The sequence below is a fragment of the Rhizobium sp. B21/90 genome, from assembly GCF_019355815.1.
In the GTDB taxonomy this organism is placed as follows: Bacteria; Pseudomonadota; Alphaproteobacteria; order Rhizobiales; family Rhizobiaceae; genus Rhizobium; species Rhizobium rhododendri.
In genome coordinates, this window is sequence record NZ_CP072162.1 from 2,949,322 (window position 1) to 2,966,937 (window position 17,616).

Genomic DNA, 17,616 nt, shown 5'->3' on the forward strand with positions numbered 1-17,616 from the left:
CGCGCCATCTGTTCATCGATCTTCCGTCTCCGAGATCGTCGAAGCGCAGTGGGTTGCCGACCGGCGGCGAGCAGGGAGATCAGGCCGCAGAGGCCTTGTCCAGAACTTCTTCGGCCCATTGATTGAGACTTTTTCCCGCAAGTTCTGCGGCCTTTGCGGCACGGGCGTGGATCTCGGGATCGACGCGAAACATCATCTTGCCGGAATAGGGCTTGTGCGGCGCCCGCCCGAGCTTCCGGCAGGTTTCGACATAATCGTCGACCGCCTCGTGAAAAGCCTTCTTGAGAGCGGCAACGCTGTCGGCATGAAAACCGATGACGTCAGGCACGCCGGCGATGTTACCGAAAAATATCTCGTCTTCCGCATCGAAGGCGATGCGTGCGGAATAGCCCTTGTAGGTGAGGATACTCATGGTGTTATTCCCAGTTCCTGCAAATAGAGCCGCGCATCCCTGACCTGATATCGCTTGGCTTCCTTGACGGGGTGCGGCCGATGAAAAAAAGCCAGCTTTCCATCTTTTTCAAAGCGGACACGCGAACCGTTGCCTTCGACAACCCGGCATCCGGACGCCAGCAAAAGCGCCTCTAGGTCGGCCCAGGCGATCGTGCCTAGCACCGGATCCTTGAAAACGGCGACCAGGGTTCTGCGATGCCTGCTGTTCATGAATAAGGATAGCAAATGCTAGCATGAAACGCAAGCATTCTGATGTCCCGGGAGGGTGCAAACACGGGGGGCAACCGCCAAAGCCGCCGCCCCCCGGTTCTCTTTTACGGCGCAGACCGCCGCGCGCTATCGCGGCGCAGTGCGTGGGCGATCAGGCGGTCGATGAGTTCGGTGTTGTCGATACCGCTGGCGGCGAAGGCTTTTGGGTACATGCTGATGTTGGTGAAGCCGGGGATGGTGTTGACTTCGTTGATGGTGACCGTCCCATTGGCCTGCAGGAAGACGTCGACACGGGCCATGCCCTCGCAGCCGAGCGCCAGAAAGGCGCGGCGGGCGATTTCGCGGATGCTTGCGGCCACCTGGTCCGACAGATCGGCGGGTACTTTGACGACGGCGCCGTCGGCATCGATGTACTTGGCGTCGTAGCTGTAGAAGCCGTGCTTTTCGGCCGGCACGATCTCGCCGGGAAGCGAGACGACCAGCGAACCGTCGGCATCCTCCAGCACCGCGCATTCGATCTCGCGGCCGTCGACGAAGGTTTCCACCAGCACCTTGTCGTCATGACGGAAGGCGTCGCTGAGGACCCCGGTGAACTCGTCGGACGTCCGTGCCCTGCCGACGCCGACCGACGATCCCTGCCGGGCCGGTTTGACGAAGACGGGTAGCCCGAGCGTCGTCGAGATCGTCTCGAACGACGCCGGTTCGCCGCGCCGCAGCGTCACCGAGGGGGCAACCGCAAGCCCGGCATCCGCAAGCAACCGCTTGGCGATGTCCTTGTCCAGCGCTGCGACTGAGCCGAGAATTCCGCAGCCGACATAGGCGACATCGGCGACCTCGCAGTGCCCCTGCACCGAGCCGTCCTCGCCGAACAGGCCATGCAGCACCGGAAACACCACAGAGACCGGCGGCAACTCATAGGCCGCGCCCGCCGGCGGCATCGCCATCATCCGTCCGCGGCCGCCCGGCAGCAGGCAAACGCCGGTGCCGGTCGCCGGCACGGCCGAAGGCATCGTCGCGCCGTCCCAGTCGATCATCAGCCATTCGCCGCTGCGGGTGACGGCGATGGGGACGATCTCGTAGCGGGTGCGATCCATGGCGCCGACGACATTGGCGGCGGACATGAGCGAAACCTCGTGCTCGGAGGAACGTCCCCCGAAAAGGACTGCGATTCTCGGCTTGCTGGACATGCGGTGGCGATCCCCCGTGCGTGTATGGCCGCGAGGTTTCGCGGCCGGGCAGACGGTTGGCACAACCGTTCCGCCGGCCTGCAAGGTTAAATTGAACTGCGCCTGATTTATGGCGGGTCGCGCGAGGGGGATTTTTGTGGATTGGCGGCGGCGTTGGATGGAGCAAGAGGCCATCTTGCGCGTGTGGCGGCGCACCCCTCTGTCGACGATTCTGACATCTCTCCCACAAGGAGAGATTGGCGGAGGCCGGCCAAAATAGAAAAAGCCCGGCGCGGGGCCGGGCTTTCTGGGTGGTGGACTAGAATTACTTCGTTGCCGCCTCGTACATTTCCAGCACGTGATCCCAGTTGATCAGGCTGTCGATGAAGGCCTCGAGATATTTCGGGCGGGCGTTGCGGTAGTCGATGTAATAGGAGTGTTCCCAGACATCGACGCCGAGGATCGGGCTTGCGCCGTGGACCAGCGGGTTTTCGCCGTTCGGTGTCTTGGAGATTTCGAGCTTGCCGTTCTTGACGGACAGCCAGGCCCAGCCGGAGCCGAACTGCGTCGTGCCGGCGGCAGCGAAATCGGCCTTGAACTTGTCATAGCCGCCGAGATCGGAGGCGAAGGCTGTTTCCAGCTTGCCGGGCAGCTTGTTGCCGCCGCCGCCCTTCTTCATCCACTTCCAGAAATGGATGTGGTTGTAATGCTGGGCAGCGTTGTTGAAGAGACCGGCATTGGTGCCGAACGACTTCTTGACGACCTCTTCGACCGACAGATCGCTCATGCCGGCTTCGGCGGCGAGCTTGTTGCCATTGTCGACATAGGCCTTGTGATGCTTGTCGTGGTGAAACTCGAGGGTTTCCTTCGACATGAAGGGGGAAAGCGCATCGTAGTCATAGGGAAGTTCAGGCAATTCGAAAGCCATGGTCTTGTTCTCCTGTTGGCAGGTGAGGCGGAACATAGGAGCGGAACCCGCACGAGGCAACCGCGCAGGGGCCAAAAATCGGAGCGCCTACCGAAAAAATCCGCCGTATTTCAGGCGCATGACAAACAGGCTAGGTAGCGGAGGCCCGGAGGGCCTACCATGTCGCTCGCCGCTGGAGGGGTCCGCCGCCTGTATTGGCAGCACGGGCCGCATTCAGCCTGCAGTTGTCGCCGCATCGACGCGGTCGTCATGAAACGCTGGATTAGCCCTTCATGGGCACGTTCCGAGTGTCAAAGCCTTCGGCAGGACTGCAACCGCCAAGAGGTCTAGCCTGTCGCGCGCTTCATGCTATGCTCTTGTCGATCGCTGGGGACTGGAGAGCCAGGGACGGGCGGCAATCACACGTTGTCCCGAGTTGGCCTTGACCGGCGCCTTGCGATCGACGGATGCCGCGGATGGCATTCGCCTCAGTACTCGACTTTGAGATAAAGACCACGCTACGGCGCCCTGATGGCGACCGGCGACGTGGCGGAGAGCAAAAGCGCCCATGTCAGTTCATCGTTTCCCGATCGGCCAGTCCGTACGCCTCAAGAGCCGCCAAGGCCTGTCGCCGCGTGCAGCCGATACCTACCGCATCATCGCCCTGCTGCCGGTGCGGGATAATTCGCCGCAATACCGGATGCGCAACGACGAAGTCTCCCAGGAGCGTGTAAGCCAGGAGCGCGATATCGAAGCCTATGACATCGCTCCGGATATCGCCGCCGAGTAACGGCGGCCTTGACCGGCAGCATTTCCGGACGGGACGCCTGATGGCATCCTGACCCTACTGCCGCCGGCCTCTACGACATGCGCCTGAAGCCCTCGTCAAGCATCGCCAACGCCCACAGGAGAGTGCCATGTTGTTCTTTTTCAAGGGCCGTTCGGTCATTGTCGAGACACCGCTTCGAGCCCGCGCCTACCCCAACCTTGCGCTCGTCGGCATTTCCGACGCGAAGGCGGTAGCCATGGCCGGGCTCGAAGATGCCGACATAGCCATCGCGATGCCGTCCGACCACCCGACGATCGAGGTCGGGAGCCTGATTTGAGCCGCGCTGGCGCTGCCGGCATCTGTCATCGTGGCATCCTCAAATCGTCTGCAGAATTTCATCGTGAGTCGAGCCGGCAATGAAGCAGCTGCTGGCCTCGCCGAGCAATCGCAGAAACGCGGCATCGGTGTTGATCGCCTTGTGGTCACGCTCGAAGGCCTGAAGATCCTCGTGCTGCGCAGACCAGAATATCCGCGTCGGATTTCCCGCGAGCGGCCGGCTGATGGCGATCCGGATGCCGTGGTTTTCTTCAATCAGCCCTGCTGCCTTTTTGACGAAGGCGAATGCGTCGGGGACCTTGCCGGGCGCAATGGCCGCGCTGCGTAACCAGGTTATCATGTGGTGCTCCTTGCCGTTTGCGAGACTTGCTCGATGTCGCAGGAGTAGACGCTGCCACTGTCAGATTGTGTCAGCAGCGTCTTCACCACCATCGCGACGGTAGGCATGACGGTAGGCATCGGCCGCAGGAACTGCTATGTCGTCCTTTCAAGCGAGGATGGGACGATGGCAAGAAAAGCGTTGTTTGTTTTGGGTCTGTTGCTGTTCATCGCCGGAGTGATCTGGGCCGCACAGGGCAGCGGTTACTTCCCCTACCCCGCCAACAGTTTCATGATCGACCAGCGTCCCTGGGTCTACCGCGGCGCCATCACGGCGATCTGCGGTGTCGTGGCAATGCTCTGGTCCCGGCGGCTCTGAGCCTTGCCCCGAAACACGCCGCCTGCGGTGGCATGCTGACAATGCGGAACGGCTGATGCGCATCTTTCTCGTTCGCCACGGCGAATCCCTCGGCAACCTCGATGGCCATGCCTACCGTGAATTCGGCGACCACAACGTGCCCTTGAGCCAATGGGGCTATCGTCAGGTGGCGCAGGCTGGCGGCGTGATTGCCAAATACCTGGACAGCCTTGCCGATTTAGAGCGCCCGAAACTGCGTGTCTGGTTTTCACCGTTCCTCAGGACGCGCCAGAGCAAGGATGCGCTTTTGACGGTGTTGCCGGCGGCAAGCGTCGGCAAGGTGCGGGAAGACTACCTGTTGCGCGAGCAGGATTTCGGGGTTTTCACCGAGATCTACGACCACGTCGAGCAGAGGCAGAAGTTTCCGGACGAGTTCGAGCGGTGGGCACGGCTGCGCAGCAATGGCGCCAAGTTTTACGCGCGGCCACCGGATGGCGAAAGCCGCGCCGACGTGGCGCAGCGCATGCGGCTGTTCCTGCAGACTGTCATGCACGAGGCGCTGCACGGCCACGATAGCGTATTGATCGTCGGCCACGGCGTTACCAACCGCGCCTTCGAGATGAATTTCCTGCAGCATCCCGTCGCCTGGTTCGAAGAATCCGACAATCCGGGCAATGCCGACGTGACGCTGATCGAGGGCAACGGGACGCGCGGCTACACGTCCACGCTGCTGCACAAGGCTACCGACCGACAGCCCGGACAGGACGAATTGCGCGATGCCGTCCTGCCGTCTGTGCTCTCAGGCCCCGGAGCCTGACGGGTTCGGGGCCGGCGGCTATTCCGCCTGGGTCTTGACCTTTTCCGCTTCCTCGACGTCGGTGCGACCGCCGGAAATGCTGCTCGTCGTCATGGAGACCGGGTCGGATGCGGGAAAGCTGTCCTCAAGACCGGTGTCGAGTTCGCCTTTTGCGGCGGTGGTGCGCTGGTCTGCCTGTTCCTGCTTCAGCGACTGGGCAGCGGGCGAGATCCTGGCTTCGTCTGTCATGGGGATATCCTTTTCTCTATAATGGGCACAACCGTAACATTTGCCGGCGACGGTCGGTTCCATCTTTTGGCGTCATCAGCCTGTCGCCAATTCGCATCGATATACCGAAAAGACGCCGTTTGACGGCCTATCCGGCCTTGGCATCCCGCGAAACGTCGGCGTAGATATCGGCTCCCGCCTGGAGCTTGACATGTCCGAATCCCGTCTCATTCTCGAGCGCCTGCGCCGGCTGGTGGCTGAAGATCGCAGGCCGATCGCGCCACTCGCCGACCGGAATGCCGCATCGTCGCTGTTCTCCTTCGTAACCCACAGGCGCGAGCGCATCGCCGGCGCCGCCTTTGCGCGCCTGTCGATCGTGGTCATCGTCGAGGGCACCAAGGAAGTGCTCAGCATGGGCCGCCATCAGCGTCTCGATGCCGGCACGGTTCTGGTGCTGCCGTCCGGTTGGCGCGGCGAGGTCGTCAACGATCCCGATCCGACAAGCGGCGCATACCGCGCCATCTTCATCGACTTCCCGGATGCGCTGGTGCGCCGGGCAGAGTCCGGCCTCTCTCCGCTGCGGCGGCTGGCGCTTCCTCACCTCGCGCTCGATGCTACCCTTGCCGAGGCGATCCGCCATGCCGGCGACGGGATCATGGACGGCAATCTGCCGACGGTGATCGCCGAACACCGGGTGCTGGAAATCCTGATGGTTCTGGCAATGCGCGGCGCCCTGCCCGCGCGGGCGGATACCACGACCGATGCCATCCGGGCGCTGGTGCGCTGGCAGCCCGACCGGGCCTGGACTGCCGACCTGATCGCGGCCGAACTTCGCACCAGCAATGCGACGCTGCGCCGCCGGCTGGGGCTGGAGGGCACTTCCCTGCGTGCCGTGATTGCCGGAGAGCGCATGGCACTGGCCGAAGCGATGCTGGCGGAGGATGGGCTTAGCCTGCGGGAAGCGGCGCTGGCGACAGGCTACCGCTCGCCCAGGCGCTTTGCAGAACGCCGGCGGGCGCTCATCCAGCACGGCACGACGGAGCCGATTTAAGCGTTTCAGACTTCCAATCGAGCGTTTCCGTGCTCATGGTCCGGCCGGCGATCTGTTAGCCAGTGTCCAGCGATCCACCAAAGGGGCTTCCATGCGAACCACCAACAGATTTCCGGGTGCCATAGTGCTTGCCGCCGTGGCTGGCCTCATTCTCTCCGCCTCCGCAATACAGGCTTTTGCCGCCGATCTTGCGGTCAGCTTCGGCAAGGCCGAGCCAGGTCGCATGCTGCCGCCGGCTAATGCGGCCTGCGTCGTGCACCAGGGCAAGCTCAGGCCGGGGCGCAACGAGAGCCCGTCGCTGTCGTGGTCGAAGGGCCCGGCGGGCACCAAATCCTATGCCGTCACCATGGTCGATCCCGACGTGCCCGTCGATCGCAGCGGCTTCAACAGGGATGACACGGTGATTGCCGAGACCGCGCCGCGCGAGGAATTCGTCCATTGGGTGCTGGCCGACATTCCCTCCGACTTCAGCCACCTGCCCGAGGCAATCGACGGCAACGGCGTGACCAAGGCGGGACTGCCGCTGAAGCGCACCGACCACGGCCGGCGAGGCCAGAACGGCTTTGGCGAGGGCTCTCTGAAGAACGGCCCGCAGGGCGGCTATCACGGCGCCTGCCCGCCCTGGAACGACCAGCGTGTCCACCACTACCGCGTCACCGTCTACGCGCTGGATGTCGAGCATCTCGGCCTGCCGGACGCGTTTACCCGGTCCGACCTTCTGCGGGCCGCCGATGGCCACATCCTGTCGAGCGGCAGCGCCGAACTGCGCTACACATTGAACGCCAGGGCCAGGGAATGACCGGGACAGGCATGAGCAAGACCGCCAGCGACGATGTCACCGCGCACTGGATGCGCAACATGATCGTCTGCCTCGTCGGCTCCTTCACCACCATCGTCGCGATGACGCTGCTGCTGCCATTCCTGCCGCTCTATGTCGAAGAGCTCGGCGTCGGCGACAAGGCCGGGATCGTCCAGTGGTCGGGCATCGCCTACGGCGCCACCTTCTTTGCCGCAGCCTTCGTCGCGCCGATCTGGGGCAGGCTCGGCGATATCTACGGCCGCAAGCTGATGCTCGTGCGCGCCAGCCTCGGCATGACTGTCGCCATCGGCCTGATGGGCATGGTCGACAGCGTCTGGCAGCTGGTGGCGCTGCGGCTGTTCACCGGGCTTGCCGGCGGCTATGCGTCGGGGTCGATGGTGCTAGTGGCCACGCAGACGCCAAAGCATCGCGTCGCCTGGGCGCTCGGCATGGTGTCGTCGGGGATCATGGCCGGCAATCTGGTGGGGCCGCTAATCGGTGGCGCGCTGCCGGCAATCATCGGCATCCGCAACACGTTCCTTGCGGCTGGCGGAGTGATCTTGCTGACCTTCCTCGCCACCATCTTTTTGATCAAGGAAGAGAAATCGGCCTCCCGCAGACAAGCCGCCAAGGCCAGCGGCGGCTGGCGCTCGATCGAGGACAAGCGGCCGGTCATCGCCATGCTGGCAACCGGCATGCTGCTGATGCTCGCCAACATGTCGATCGAGCCGATCATCACCGTCTATGTCGCCGACCTCATCGACGACCAGACGAAGCTGACGCTGGTATCGGGCGTGGTGATGTCGGTGGCGGCGCTGGGGAGCGTGCTTTCGGCCTCGTGGCTGGGCAAGCTCGCCGACCGCATCGGCCACTGGCCGGTGATATCAGGCGCACTCGGCATCGCCGCGCTGCTGTTGATACCGCAGGCCTTCGTGACCAGCGCCTGGCAGCTGATTATCCTGCGTTTCCTGATGGGCGTGGCGCTCGGCGGACTGCTGCCCTGCATCGCTGCCGTCATTCGCCACAGCGTGCCCGATGCAGCCGCCGGCGGTATCCTCGGCCTGTCGACCTCGTCGCAGTTCGTCGGCCAGGTGGTCGGCCCGGTGCTCGGCGGCTTCGTTGGCGGCCACATCGGCATGCGCGCGGTATTTTTAGGCACCTGCGTGCTGCTGTCAGCCGGCGCCATCTACAGCTGGATGGTTCGGCCAAGGCATGACAAGAGCGGCGCGACCTGAGGGTGCGCCGTCTCGGTCAGCGCCTGATGCTACTGTTCTACCTGAAATCCTTCGACGTCAGGATGTACGAGCTGCGGCGGGTGGCGGCGTAGGCCTTGGTGGCGACGGCCTGGATGCCGCTGCGCTTGGCGTCGAAAGCGGCGAGATAGCCGGCTTCGGAATTGGCGCCTGCAAACACGTCGACATCGACGAAAAGCTGCACCTGGAACATGCCGTCGTGACCGAGGAAGCGAACGCGGCGACCGGGTTCGTCATAGCTGCGGCTGGCATTGGGAAACGTAAGCGACATCGGACTACCTTCTGAAAACGGCCCGGTCGCCTTGAAAAATCGGGGGCCGAAGCGTCATCGCCTCTTGTCCCCTTGCGTCCGGAAAAGCTGCCTGCGGGAGCGTGGCATCGCAGGTCTCGCGCAGAGCATAGCATGCGAGGGCGTCAGGCGGCGGCTTTAATTTGCAGGAATGTCACCGCACGCGAAGCCGCTCAGGCAGATTGCGGCATATCGCTGGAAAACCAGACATCGGGATAGACGGCAATGGCGGTGTCGTCCGGCGCCCTTGCGGCCGTGGTCCAGACAGAGCGGACGGATCGTGCCTCCAATAGGCTTTGTGGCGTCCGCGTCGCGACAATCTCATGGGAGGCCCCGATGCAGGGAATGAACCAAGACGGCCTCTGCGGGGCGACACTGAAACCATTTGCATCGGCGCGGATGAGCAACGTCAATCCGACATCCTGCGTCGGTCGCCACGGAAAGATCAGCCGCCCGCCGGGCTTCAGCGCCTGCAGCCAGGCAACCGGCGGCGCGGCGACGCCGGCGTTGACGTAGATGACGTCCGACTTCGGCAGTGCCGCCTGCGTGGCGTTGGCATTGACGACAGTGACGCCTTCGAAGGGCTGGAGATTAAGCCGCGCCCTGTCGGCGAGATGGGTTTCCCGTTCGAAAGCGGTGACCTTGCCGTCCGGCACGGTCAGCAGCGCCAGGATGGCGGTGTAGTATCCTGTACCGGCGCCGATATGGGTGACGCTCTCGCCGCGCTGCGGGGCGACCGCTCCGATCCAGGAGGCATGCAGGAAGGGCTCGCCATTGTTGATGCCCTTTGCCGCATCCAGGGCGACGAGGTTGTTCTCGTAGAGATAGACGGGATCGGCGCTCGGAGTTTCCAGGTAATTGCTACCCTCTACCCAGACATGCCACGGCCCCGGGCCGAGAAAGACTTCGCGGGGAACGAGCTCGAAGACACGCTCGAGGCGTGGATCGCGGGACAGGCTGACGGCGGCCATGCGCTTGGCGAAAAAGCCGCGGATCTCTTCCAGGCTGGCGCGGTTGCTCTTCATGAACCCTCCCCGCTCTCCGGTGCATTACGGTGCAGACGAAACTCGGAAACATCGGCTTGGTCGCAAGGAAAGTGCATTTTCCTCTGTTGTGCAACGGGGAATTTGGCAAACAGTCTGACGAGCGCCTCGATCAGGCAGGGAGACCATTGCGGATCACCGCCTCGATCAGTCGCTTGAGATCGGCATCAGGCGTCTTTTCCGCCATCGCACCGAGCCGGCCGTCGATAAGCAGGGTGGCCAGCCCATGCATTAGCGACCAGCGCGTGCTGGCCAGCACCAGGGTCTCGAAGTCTTGCGGCGCCGTGACTGGCGCCAATCCGGATCGATCCGGTGCCGGGCCGGACTGGTCAGGGGTCAACAGCGCGAAGGCGGCGACGCCTGCCGTCGCGAGCGCCGGGGAAGACCAGTCCAGCCGCTCCGAGCGGAACATCAGCAGGAATATCCCGGGATGGGCTCTGGCGAAGGCGACGTAACCGTGCGCCAATGCCTGCACCCGCCTGTGCGCGTCCGGCTCGGCCAGGTGCTTTTCGAGCGCCTGCCGCAATCGGACGAAGCCTGCGGCCGCCAACTCGGTCAGCAGGCCGGTGATATCGCCGAAATGATGGGACGGTGCTGCATGGGAGACGCCGGCTTCGCGTGCCGCGGCCCGCAACGTCAGGGCGTCGATACCGTCGCGGTCGAGGATTGCCTCTGCTGCGGCGAGCAGGGCCGGACGAAGCGCACCATGATGATAGGTCTGAGTCATCCGCCATCCTTACACCGACAAGATCGCGCTTGACGAGAGGTCGGCATGGATGCCATATATCTTTACAGTGTCTAGATATGAGCCGGCAGGTCTCGCGGACGGGAGCAGTCATGGACGGAACGATGGTCTACGTGTCGATTACGGGCCTCCAGATCAAGGCGCGGCGTCATCTGCCGCACTTCTGGTGGCACGCCATCCCCTCGATGCTGCAGGCGCAGAAGGCAGAGGGGAACATCTCGACGGACGCACGAAGGATAGACGGCGTCCACCACACGCTGACGGTCTGGAAAGACGAGGCCGCTATGCGCCGCTATCTCGTCGCCGGCGCGCATCTGAAGGCGATGCAGGCGTTCGGTTCGATTGCGACCGGCAAGACGTTGGGTTTCTATGCCGACCGCGTGCCGGACTGGCAGGAGGTGCATGCGCTCTGGCAGACGAAGGGCAAGCCCGTCGGACGGGCGAAATAGGATTTTCGCACGATACCTGTGCCGCCTGCAGCGGGCGCAGCCATCGTGTCTCGCCGCCAACTCGTCTTCATGCGTCTAAAGATGCGGATTACTCGTCGGTGGCTTTGCGTGAATGGGCCCAGTCCATATAGATCTCCAGTGCCTTGCGGGCGACCGGTCCCTCGCCGAACGTGCGGCCATCGAGGCGGTCGATGCCGACGATCTTCGAATAGTTTCCCGTCGTGAAGACCTCGTCAGCTCCCATGAAGTCGGCAACGGATAAGGTCGTCTCGCGAACGTCGAAGCCGGCCTGGCGGAGCAGGCCGATGATCCGCTCGCGGGTGATGCCGGCCAGAAAGGTGCGGTTGGCGACGGGCGTGAATACAGCGCCGTCCTTGACCATGAAGACGTTCGAGGATGCGGTTTCGGCGACATTGCCGTTCATGTCGCAGGCAAGCGCATTGTCGAAGCCACGGCTGCGGGCTTCGATAATCATCCGGCCGCTGTTCGGGTAGAGCGAGCCGGTCTTGGCCTCGGTCATCGCCGTCTCAGGCGACGGTCGGCGATAGGGCGAGACGGTCAGGGACTGCGGCTTGGCATTGTTCATCGGCGCTTCGAACAGGCAGAGCGCAAAGCGGGTCGAGGCCGGATCGACGGCGACGACGCTGGTCGGCATCCCGTGCTCGCCCCAGTACATCGGCTTGATGTAGAGCGCCGAAGTGCCATCGAATTTCTTCACGCCCTCCGTGGCCAGCGCCTCTATCTGTTCGGCCGTCATGGTCGGTTCGAGGCCCATGGCGCGGGCCGAGCGGTTGACGCGCTGGCAATGCAGATCGAGATCGGGCGCGATGCCATCGAACCAGCGGGCGCCGTCGAAGACCGTCGAGGCCAGCCACATCGCATGCGACGTGGGCCCGATCAGCGGCGGGTTGCCGGGCAGCCACCCGCCGTCGACATAGGTCCAGGTGGCGGAACGCGGCGATGTATCGACAGCCATGGTGGTCTCCTTCGAATTTCGTCACGAGACAAGACCTCATGGAGGGCGAGAATCAAGAAGAAATCTCGGCGGCAAATCCATTCGCAACAAATGACGCGAAGGTGCAAAGCCGGCGCAACTTTCCTGCGCATGCCATCCGTCGCATGAATTTGTGCATGAGCAGAATTGATGGGCCGCAGAGTGGAAGCAGCCGTGGTGGCGTGCCATCATGGAAACCATCCAACGCCCACTCGAATCGGAACTGCCGATGCGCGCCATGTATTACGAAGCCTTCGAGGCTAGACCCGAAATCCGCACCCTGCCCGATCCGACGCCATCGGAAGACGGGGTTGTGATCGCAGTCGGTGCCAGCGGCCTCTGCCGCAGCGACTGGCATGGCTGGATGGGGCATGATCCCGATATCGCCCTTCCCCATGTTCCCGGCCACGAACTGGCTGGCAAGGTGGTGGCGACGGGGCGGGGCGTGGTGCGCTTCAAGGTCGGCGACCGCGTCACCGTACCTTTCGTTTCGGGCTGCGGCCATTGCGGCGAGTGCCATTCCGGCAATCAGCAGGTGTGCCCGAACCAGTTCCAGCCGGGCTTCACCCACTGGGGATCGTTCGCGGAATATGTCGGTATCGACTATGCGGACACCAATCTGGTGCATCTTCCGGAGGCGATCGACGACGCGACGGCGGCCAGCCTCGGCTGCCGCTTTGCCACGTCCTTCCGCGCCGTCACCGACCAGGCAAAGACCAAGCCCGGAGAATGGATCGCCGTGCACGGCTGCGGCGGCGTCGGGCTGTCGGCCATCATGATCGCCACGGCACTCGGCGCCAATGCCATTGCCATCGATCTTTCCGACGAAAAACTGGCCTTCGCCCGCGAATGCGGTGCGGTGGCGACGATCAATGCCGGGACCGTTTCCGATGTTGCCGAGGCAGTGCGCGAGATCACCGGCGGTGGCGCGCATGTGTCGATCGACGCGCTCGGGCACCCCACGACCTGCTTCAACTCTATCCGCAACCTGCGTCGACGCGGTCGGCACGTGCAGGTCGGGCTGATGCTCGGCCAGCACGCGACCCCGGCGATCCCGATGGCGCAGGTGATCAGCCAGGAACTCGAGATCTATGGCAGCCACGGCATGCAGGCCTGGCGCTACGATGCGATGCTCGCCATGCTGTCTGCCGGCAAGATCGCGCCGCAGAAGCTCATCCAGCGGCGGATCAGCCTGGAAGAGGCTATTCCCGCGCTGATGACGCTCGACCGGGCGGAAGGCCTCGGGATCAGCGTTATCACGCGGTTTTGAGGTTGCGGTCGGCGGCTTCATCGGGAGCGATAGACCGCCGGGTTGCATTCAGGCCATCCGTCTCGCCTGCGATGTCTTGCCTGTCACATGTCTGTATCGGAGAGCGTGCTAGCACTGCGCTGCAAGGGCAAGAAGGTGGCCACGCAGGGCTGGTTCGGCCGGCCTCCAAAGGTCGCTCGAATGCGCCTGATACTGCTACGCCGCGTTCGTACCCGTGAATATGACGCAGGGCAGCCCGTCCGTATGACCATGGCCGAACGGTTGCCAAGGGTGGTCGAAGGGTTTAACGGACGCGTCCTCAAGAAGAAAAACAAGAAAGCGACATCATGTCCGACTCCTCCCATGCCGACACGGCAGCCCAGGCCAAGCCTCTTTTCGTGCTCGGCGACCACGTCCAGCGCCAGGCGCGCCTTGAAGGCACGTGGCTCAACGTCTTCGACGTCACGGTTCCCTCCGGTGGCGGCACGCCCCTTCACAGCCACGCCAGCCCCGAAGTGTTCCGCATTCTCGAGGGCACGCTGACCGTGCAGCAGATGACCGACTCCGGCCTCTCGGAGACGCAGGCGCAGGCTGGCGACATCATTTCCATCCCCGGCAACGTGCCGCATGGCTACAGCAATACCGGCCCCGACGCCGTCGTCTTTTCGGCCATCATCGACAAGGACATGGCCACATATTTCGAAGTTGCCGACATCGGCCCGCAGGCGGAAGTCGCGTCCGACGAGGAAGCCGAACGATTTCTGGTTGCCGCCGGCGAGCACGGCATCCGTATTCTGGCATCGTAATATCCAAGGCCGACCGCAGCAGCGTGCTGCGGTCGGCTTGCTGGCATGCAGTGTGTTCATAACCTCGCCTGTACCGATGTTTTCGTCCTCTCCCCCTTGCGCAAACAGCAGTTCGACGCCAGATTGCACCGATGCCCGATAGCGACCCATCCACTACAAGCCTGCCCCATGCCGAGCGCGATATGCCGGCAGACGAGGGCAGCGACGATTGTAGACCCGGCAAAGCGGGTCGTTTGCGCTCCTCGTCCGTGACACCAGCCATCGGCATTTCGACGCGCCGACGCCCGTCGTCGAGCGTGGTTAGCGTCAACACACCTCATCCCATCTCAAAACAGGGGAGTGGCCGGTCTGCAATGACTGCGGCCGCCAACGCAGAACTATGATCTTCGACTGGATTTCCGATCCTTCCGTCTGGGTCGGTCTGGCCACCCTCATCGTTCTCGAGATCGTTCTCGGCATCGACAACCTCGTGTTCATCGCGATCCTCGCGGACAAGCTGCCGCCGCAACAGCGCGATTCGGCTAGGCTTATCGGTCTCGGCTTGGCGCTGGTCATCCGGCTTGGACTGCTGGCCTCGATAGCCTGGATCGTGACGCTGACGACGCCGCTGTTCACGGTGTTGAATTTCGGCTTCTCGGGCCGGGACATCATCCTCATCATCGGCGGCATATTCCTGCTTTTCAAGGGGACGATGGAGCTGCACGAGCGGCTGGAAGGCCAGGAGGAGAGCAAGGACAAGAAGCAGGTCCATGCCGTCTTCTGGCAGGTGATCGTGCAGATCGTCGTGCTCGACGCGATCTTCTCGCTCGACAGCGTCATTACCGCCGTCGGAATGGTGCAGGACCTCGCCGTGATGATGATGGCAGTCATCATTGCCGTTGGCGTCATGCTCCTGCTGTCGAAGCCGCTGACGCAGTTCGTTTCCAAGCATCCGACCGTCGTCATCCTCTGCCTCGGTTTCCTGATGATGATCGGCTTCTCGCTGATCATCGAAGGTTTCGGCATCCACATACCGAAGGGCTATCTCTACGCTGCCATCGGCTTCTCGGTCATCATCGAGGCGCTGAACCAGCTCGCACGCCACAGCAAGGAGCGGCTGATCACGCCGAGCAACATCCGTGACCGCACCGCCGACGCGGTGCTGGGCCTGCTCGGCGGCAAGCGCTCGCAGGGCACGCTCGGGCAGACGGTTGACCTGATCGCCGAACAGGCTGGCGAAGCCGAAGTCTTCTCGAACGAGGAGAAGGACATGATCCAGGGCGTGCTGGCGCTGGCCGACCGTTCTGCCCGCTCGATCATGACGCCCCGCATCGATATCGACTGGCTCGACCTCGACAAGCCCCAGGCCGAACTGCAGCAGCTGATCCTCGACGTCGGCCATTCGCGCTTTCCGGTGGCGCGCGGCAGCCTCGACAATTTCATTGGCATCGCCAGCGCCCGCGATCTGCTGCGCGACCTCCTGAAGGACGGTGCCGTCGATCTGGCGCGGTCGATCCGCCAGCCGCTCGTCGTCCATGAAAGCATCACGGCGCTGAAGCTGATGGAGCAGCTGCGACTTTCGAACCAGGCTATTGCCGTCATTCTCGACGAGTACGGCGAGATCGAGGGCATGGTGACGACGACCGACCTGCTCGAAGCCATCGCCGGCGAATTTCCGGACGAGGACGACGAGAAGCTGTCGATCGAGCGAGGCGCCGACGGATCGCTGACCGTCGATGGCTGGATCGACATCCGCCAGGCATCGAAGCTGGTCGACGCCGATCTCGTCGACGAAAACGACCGCTATTCGACGCTGGCCGGCTTCATCCTCTGGCGTCTCGGCCATCTGCCGCACGAGGGCGAGAACTTTGCTTCCGAGGATCTGGCCTTCGAGATCGTCAAGCTGGAAGGTCGCAACATCGCCAAGGTGCGGATCAGCCGGGTCGCGGAGCCCGCCTGACGTCATGCTGGTGTCATAGTTGGCGCCAATGGTCTGTCTGAAAAGACAGGGAGATATGACATGGCGTGGTCGGCAAACCAGTATGTGAAGTTCGAGGACGAGCGCACCCGCCCGGCGCGCGACTTGCTGGCGCAGGTGCCGCTTGAAACGGTGACGCGCGCAATTGACCTTGGTTGCGGACCCGGCAATTCGACGGAGCTGATCGTCGAGCGCTTCGGTGCCACTTCGGTTTCCGGCCTCGACAGCGATCTCGACATGCTGGAGAGCGCGCGCCGGCGGATGCCCGGCACCACCTTCACGCAGGCGGATCTTGCGACCTGGCAACCGAGCGAAAAGACCGACCTGCTGTTTGCCAACGCCGTCTTCCAGTGGCTGCCGAACCATCTCGACATCTTCGACAGGCTGCTGGACGGCCTTGCACCCGGCGGCGTGCTGGCGGTGCAGATGCCGGACAATCTCAACGAGCCGACACACCTGCTGATGGAAGAGACGGCGCATGCCGGGCCCTGGCGTCCGGCGTTCGAGGCAAAGAGCGTTCGCCGCACTCCCCTCGCCGCCCCTTCCGTTTACTACGACCGGCTGATCGGCAAAGCAGCGCGTATCGATCTCTGGCACACCGTCTACAACCATCCGATGGCCGATGCAGAAGCGATCGTCGAATGGGTCAAGGGCACCGGCCTGCGCCCCTATCTCGACAATGCCGGCAGCACCCACCGCGATGACTTCACTGCGAACTATCTGGAACGGGTCCGGGCAGCCTACCCCCCACTCGCCGACGGCCGCGTGCTGCTGCGCTTTCCGCGGATGTTTCTGGTGGTGGTGAAGGGCGGCTGAAGTTTGGCGCCCGGGCAACGGGCCTCGTCGGGACTATCATTGCTCGCAAAAGTTGCTATCGTATCGTTATTGCAAATTATAGATTTTTGTAGTAACAAAAATGGCGATTATTTTCGATCCTGCGAAACGCAATGATGCCCTTTGGGAGCGTGGGCTGGATTTTGCGCGCTGCAGCGAAGTTTTTGCGGGTGACACCCTCACCAGAGAAGACGATCGAGCCGACTACGGCGAACAGAGGTTCATCACGGTTGGTTGGCTTGACGGCAGAATGGTAATCGTCGTGTGGACACCACGTGATGGTCATGAGCGTATAATCAGCATGAGGAAGGCCAATGACCGAGAGCGAAAAGTCTACGCAGGCAGACTGGCATGACGAGGACGACGCGCCGGACCTTTCCACACCCGAATGGATCGAGAAATTCAGGAGCGTGCCCGTCAGGCGCGGTCGGCCGCTGATCGATACGCCGAAGGAATCGACGACAATCCGGCTCGATGCGGATGTCCTGGAGCGGTTTCGCGAGGGTGGTCCGGGTTGGCAGACGCGCATCAACGCCGCGCTGCGGGAATGGCTGGACAAGCAGGCATAGGCGACAGCCCGAATTTCCGAACCGCCGCCTTATATTA

23 protein-coding genes and 1 pseudogene are annotated in these 17,616 nt (G+C 63.1%); 14 read left to right on the forward strand and 10 right to left on the reverse strand.

Going from position 1 to position 17,616, the window contains the following annotated elements; genetic code table 11:
• Nucleotides 1-79: 79 nt before the first annotated feature.
• From J5278_RS14230 to J5278_RS14245, 4 genes are all read right to left on the reverse strand, one after another.
• Complete coding sequence (locus J5278_RS14230) at nucleotides 80-412, reverse strand: type II toxin-antitoxin system HicB family antitoxin (RefSeq protein ID WP_209183192.1); 333 nt, start codon at nucleotides 410-412, stop codon at nucleotides 80-82.
• Entirely contained in the window at nucleotides 409-663 is a 255-nt protein-coding gene (locus J5278_RS14235) for a type II toxin-antitoxin system HicA family toxin (RefSeq protein ID WP_209183191.1), read from the reverse strand. Before J5278_RS14235 ends, J5278_RS14230 begins: the two co-directional genes overlap by 4 nt.
• A gap of 104 nt (nucleotides 664-767) precedes the next feature.
• Nucleotides 768-1,850: a D-alanine--D-alanine ligase family protein gene (locus J5278_RS14240; RefSeq protein WP_209183190.1), complete on the reverse strand. Its 1,083-nt coding sequence runs from the start codon at nucleotides 1,848-1,850 to the stop codon at nucleotides 768-770.
• A 304-nt stretch (nucleotides 1,851-2,154) separates the two neighbouring features.
• On the reverse strand, nucleotides 2,155-2,757 hold the full coding sequence (locus tag J5278_RS14245; RefSeq protein WP_209183189.1) for a superoxide dismutase: 603 nt from the start codon (nucleotides 2,755-2,757) through the stop codon (nucleotides 2,155-2,157).
• Nucleotides 2,758-3,304: 547 nt separating this feature from the next.
• On the opposite strand from J5278_RS14245, the gene J5278_RS14250 reads away from it, so the two are divergent.
• Together J5278_RS14250 and J5278_RS14255 are read left to right on the forward strand one after the other, a co-directional pair.
• Nucleotides 3,305-3,526, forward strand: coding sequence for a hypothetical protein (locus J5278_RS14250; protein WP_142824327.1), 222 nt, complete (start codon nucleotides 3,305-3,307; stop codon nucleotides 3,524-3,526).
• Between the two features lie 127 nt (nucleotides 3,527-3,653).
• Nucleotides 3,654-3,842 (forward strand): hypothetical protein, encoded by a 189-nt coding sequence (locus J5278_RS14255; protein WP_209183188.1) that lies wholly within the window; start codon nucleotides 3,654-3,656, stop codon nucleotides 3,840-3,842.
• A gap of 39 nt (nucleotides 3,843-3,881) precedes the next feature.
• Here the strand turns inward: J5278_RS14255 and J5278_RS14260 are convergent, their stop codons facing one another.
• A complete protein-coding gene (locus tag J5278_RS14260) occupies nucleotides 3,882-4,181 on the reverse strand; it encodes a hypothetical protein (protein ID WP_142824325.1) in 300 nt (99 codons plus the stop codon).
• A 165-nt stretch (nucleotides 4,182-4,346) separates the two neighbouring features.
• On the opposite strand from J5278_RS14260, the gene J5278_RS14265 reads away from it, so the two are divergent.
• Together J5278_RS14265 and J5278_RS14270 are read left to right on the forward strand one after the other, a co-directional pair.
• Nucleotides 4,347-4,538, forward strand: coding sequence for a hypothetical protein (locus tag J5278_RS14265; RefSeq protein WP_209183187.1), 192 nt, complete (start codon nucleotides 4,347-4,349; stop codon nucleotides 4,536-4,538).
• A gap of 55 nt (nucleotides 4,539-4,593) precedes the next feature.
• Complete coding sequence (locus J5278_RS14270; protein ID WP_209183186.1) at nucleotides 4,594-5,334, forward strand: histidine phosphatase family protein; 741 nt, start codon at nucleotides 4,594-4,596, stop codon at nucleotides 5,332-5,334.
• A gap of 21 nt (nucleotides 5,335-5,355) precedes the next feature.
• Here the strand turns inward: J5278_RS14270 and J5278_RS14275 are convergent.
• A pseudogene (locus tag J5278_RS14275) lies at nucleotides 5,356-5,562 on the reverse strand (hypothetical protein); the annotation flags it as partial.
• Nucleotides 5,563-5,752: 190 nt separating this feature from the next.
• Here J5278_RS14275 and J5278_RS14280 point away from each other — a divergent pair.
• From J5278_RS14280 to J5278_RS14290, 3 genes are all read left to right on the forward strand, one after another.
• Nucleotides 5,753-6,592: an AraC family transcriptional regulator gene (locus tag J5278_RS14280; RefSeq protein ID WP_209183184.1), complete on the forward strand. Its 840-nt coding sequence runs from the start codon at nucleotides 5,753-5,755 to the stop codon at nucleotides 6,590-6,592.
• Between the two features lie 91 nt (nucleotides 6,593-6,683).
• Entirely contained in the window at nucleotides 6,684-7,391 is a 708-nt protein-coding gene (locus tag J5278_RS14285) for a YbhB/YbcL family Raf kinase inhibitor-like protein (protein WP_209183183.1), read from the forward strand.
• Between the two features lie 11 nt (nucleotides 7,392-7,402).
• A complete protein-coding gene (locus J5278_RS14290; protein ID WP_209184074.1) occupies nucleotides 7,403-8,626 on the forward strand; it encodes an MFS transporter in 1,224 nt (407 codons plus the stop codon).
• A gap of 37 nt (nucleotides 8,627-8,663) precedes the next feature.
• On the opposite strand, the gene J5278_RS14295 is transcribed toward J5278_RS14290, so the two are convergent.
• The 3 genes from J5278_RS14295 to J5278_RS14305 all read right to left on the reverse strand — a co-directional run bounded on the left by J5278_RS14295 (nucleotide 8,664) and on the right by J5278_RS14305 (nucleotide 10,703).
• Complete coding sequence (locus tag J5278_RS14295; RefSeq protein WP_111220761.1) at nucleotides 8,664-8,915, reverse strand: DUF1488 domain-containing protein; 252 nt, start codon at nucleotides 8,913-8,915, stop codon at nucleotides 8,664-8,666.
• 191 nt (nucleotides 8,916-9,106) lie between these two features.
• Nucleotides 9,107-9,958 (reverse strand): protein-L-isoaspartate O-methyltransferase, encoded by an 852-nt coding sequence (locus J5278_RS14300; RefSeq protein WP_209183182.1) that lies wholly within the window; start codon nucleotides 9,956-9,958, stop codon nucleotides 9,107-9,109.
• A 130-nt stretch (nucleotides 9,959-10,088) separates the two neighbouring features.
• Nucleotides 10,089-10,703, reverse strand: a complete 615-nt coding sequence (locus tag J5278_RS14305) for a TetR/AcrR family transcriptional regulator (protein WP_209183181.1) — start codon at nucleotides 10,701-10,703, stop codon at nucleotides 10,089-10,091.
• Between the two features lie 110 nt (nucleotides 10,704-10,813).
• On the opposite strand from J5278_RS14305, the gene J5278_RS14310 reads away from it, so the two are divergent.
• Nucleotides 10,814-11,170: a hypothetical protein gene (locus J5278_RS14310; protein ID WP_209183180.1), complete on the forward strand. Its 357-nt coding sequence runs from the start codon at nucleotides 10,814-10,816 to the stop codon at nucleotides 11,168-11,170.
• An 88-nt stretch (nucleotides 11,171-11,258) separates the two neighbouring features.
• Here J5278_RS14310 and J5278_RS14315 read toward each other — a convergent pair whose 3' ends face one another.
• The gene (locus J5278_RS14315) at nucleotides 11,259-12,146 is read right to left on the reverse strand and encodes a branched-chain amino acid aminotransferase (protein ID WP_209183179.1); all 888 of its coding nucleotides are present in this window, start codon (nucleotides 12,144-12,146) and stop codon (nucleotides 11,259-11,261) included.
• Between the two features lie 247 nt (nucleotides 12,147-12,393).
• Between J5278_RS14315 and J5278_RS14320 the strand changes: the two genes are divergently transcribed.
• The 6 genes from J5278_RS14320 to J5278_RS14345 all read left to right on the forward strand — a co-directional run bounded on the left by J5278_RS14320 (nucleotide 12,394) and on the right by J5278_RS14345 (nucleotide 17,579).
• Nucleotides 12,394-13,434, forward strand: coding sequence for a zinc-dependent alcohol dehydrogenase family protein (locus J5278_RS14320; protein WP_209184073.1), 1,041 nt, complete (start codon nucleotides 12,394-12,396; stop codon nucleotides 13,432-13,434).
• 323 nt (nucleotides 13,435-13,757) lie between these two features.
• On the forward strand, nucleotides 13,758-14,219 hold the full coding sequence (locus J5278_RS14325; RefSeq protein WP_209184072.1) for a cupin domain-containing protein: 462 nt from the start codon (nucleotides 13,758-13,760) through the stop codon (nucleotides 14,217-14,219).
• Between the two features lie 379 nt (nucleotides 14,220-14,598).
• Nucleotides 14,599-16,158, forward strand: a complete 1,560-nt coding sequence (locus J5278_RS14330) for a TerC family protein (protein ID WP_209183178.1) — start codon at nucleotides 14,599-14,601, stop codon at nucleotides 16,156-16,158.
• Between the two features lie 60 nt (nucleotides 16,159-16,218).
• Complete coding sequence (gene tam, locus J5278_RS14335; RefSeq protein WP_209183177.1) at nucleotides 16,219-16,992, forward strand: trans-aconitate 2-methyltransferase; 774 nt, start codon at nucleotides 16,219-16,221, stop codon at nucleotides 16,990-16,992.
• A 100-nt stretch (nucleotides 16,993-17,092) separates the two neighbouring features.
• Nucleotides 17,093-17,365: a BrnT family toxin gene (locus tag J5278_RS14340; protein WP_209183176.1), complete on the forward strand. Its 273-nt coding sequence runs from the start codon at nucleotides 17,093-17,095 to the stop codon at nucleotides 17,363-17,365.
• On the forward strand, nucleotides 17,325-17,579 hold the full coding sequence (locus J5278_RS14345) for a BrnA antitoxin family protein (RefSeq protein WP_209183175.1): 255 nt from the start codon (nucleotides 17,325-17,327) through the stop codon (nucleotides 17,577-17,579). Before J5278_RS14340 ends, J5278_RS14345 begins: the two co-directional genes overlap by 41 nt.
• Nucleotides 17,580-17,616 lie beyond the last annotated feature (37 nt).

What these genes read in the sequence shown, in the direction of transcription:
- J5278_RS14230 (WP_209183192.1), bottom strand. Translation starts at nt 412, where the DNA reads ATGAGTATCCTCACCTACAAGGGCTATTCCGCACGCATCGCCTTCGAT.
- J5278_RS14235 (WP_209183191.1), bottom strand. Translation starts at nt 663, where the DNA reads ATGAACAGCAGGCATCGCAGAACCCTGGTCGCCGTTTTCAAGGATCCG.
- J5278_RS14240 (WP_209183190.1), bottom strand. Translation starts at nt 1,850, where the DNA reads ATGTCCAGCAAGCCGAGAATCGCAGTCCTTTTCGGGGGACGTTCCTCC.
- J5278_RS14245 (WP_209183189.1), bottom strand. Translation starts at nt 2,757, where the DNA reads ATGGCTTTCGAATTGCCTGAACTTCCCTATGACTACGATGCGCTTTCC.
- J5278_RS14250 (WP_142824327.1), top strand. Translation starts at nt 3,305, where the DNA reads ATGTCAGTTCATCGTTTCCCGATCGGCCAGTCCGTACGCCTCAAGAGC.
- J5278_RS14255 (WP_209183188.1), top strand. Translation starts at nt 3,654, where the DNA reads ATGTTGTTCTTTTTCAAGGGCCGTTCGGTCATTGTCGAGACACCGCTT.
- J5278_RS14260 (WP_142824325.1), bottom strand. Translation starts at nt 4,181, where the DNA reads ATGATAACCTGGTTACGCAGCGCGGCCATTGCGCCCGGCAAGGTCCCC.
- J5278_RS14265 (WP_209183187.1), top strand. Translation starts at nt 4,347, where the DNA reads ATGGCAAGAAAAGCGTTGTTTGTTTTGGGTCTGTTGCTGTTCATCGCC.
- J5278_RS14270 (WP_209183186.1), top strand. Translation starts at nt 4,594, where the DNA reads ATGCGCATCTTTCTCGTTCGCCACGGCGAATCCCTCGGCAACCTCGAT.
- J5278_RS14280 (WP_209183184.1), top strand. Translation starts at nt 5,753, where the DNA reads ATGTCCGAATCCCGTCTCATTCTCGAGCGCCTGCGCCGGCTGGTGGCT.
- J5278_RS14285 (WP_209183183.1), top strand. Translation starts at nt 6,684, where the DNA reads ATGCGAACCACCAACAGATTTCCGGGTGCCATAGTGCTTGCCGCCGTG.
- J5278_RS14290 (WP_209184074.1), top strand. Translation starts at nt 7,403, where the DNA reads ATGAGCAAGACCGCCAGCGACGATGTCACCGCGCACTGGATGCGCAAC.
- J5278_RS14295 (WP_111220761.1), bottom strand. Translation starts at nt 8,915, where the DNA reads ATGTCGCTTACGTTTCCCAATGCCAGCCGCAGCTATGACGAACCCGGT.
- J5278_RS14300 (WP_209183182.1), bottom strand. Translation starts at nt 9,958, where the DNA reads ATGAAGAGCAACCGCGCCAGCCTGGAAGAGATCCGCGGCTTTTTCGCC.
- J5278_RS14305 (WP_209183181.1), bottom strand. Translation starts at nt 10,703, where the DNA reads ATGACTCAGACCTATCATCATGGTGCGCTTCGTCCGGCCCTGCTCGCC.
- J5278_RS14310 (WP_209183180.1), top strand. Translation starts at nt 10,814, where the DNA reads ATGGACGGAACGATGGTCTACGTGTCGATTACGGGCCTCCAGATCAAG.
- J5278_RS14315 (WP_209183179.1), bottom strand. Translation starts at nt 12,146, where the DNA reads ATGGCTGTCGATACATCGCCGCGTTCCGCCACCTGGACCTATGTCGAC.
- J5278_RS14320 (WP_209184073.1), top strand. Translation starts at nt 12,394, where the DNA reads ATGCGCGCCATGTATTACGAAGCCTTCGAGGCTAGACCCGAAATCCGC.
- J5278_RS14330 (WP_209183178.1), top strand. Translation starts at nt 14,599, where the DNA reads ATGATCTTCGACTGGATTTCCGATCCTTCCGTCTGGGTCGGTCTGGCC.
- tam (WP_209183177.1), top strand. Translation starts at nt 16,219, where the DNA reads ATGGCGTGGTCGGCAAACCAGTATGTGAAGTTCGAGGACGAGCGCACC.
- J5278_RS14340 (WP_209183176.1), top strand. Translation starts at nt 17,093, where the DNA reads ATGGCGATTATTTTCGATCCTGCGAAACGCAATGATGCCCTTTGGGAG.
- J5278_RS14345 (WP_209183175.1), top strand. Translation starts at nt 17,325, where the DNA reads ATGACCGAGAGCGAAAAGTCTACGCAGGCAGACTGGCATGACGAGGAC.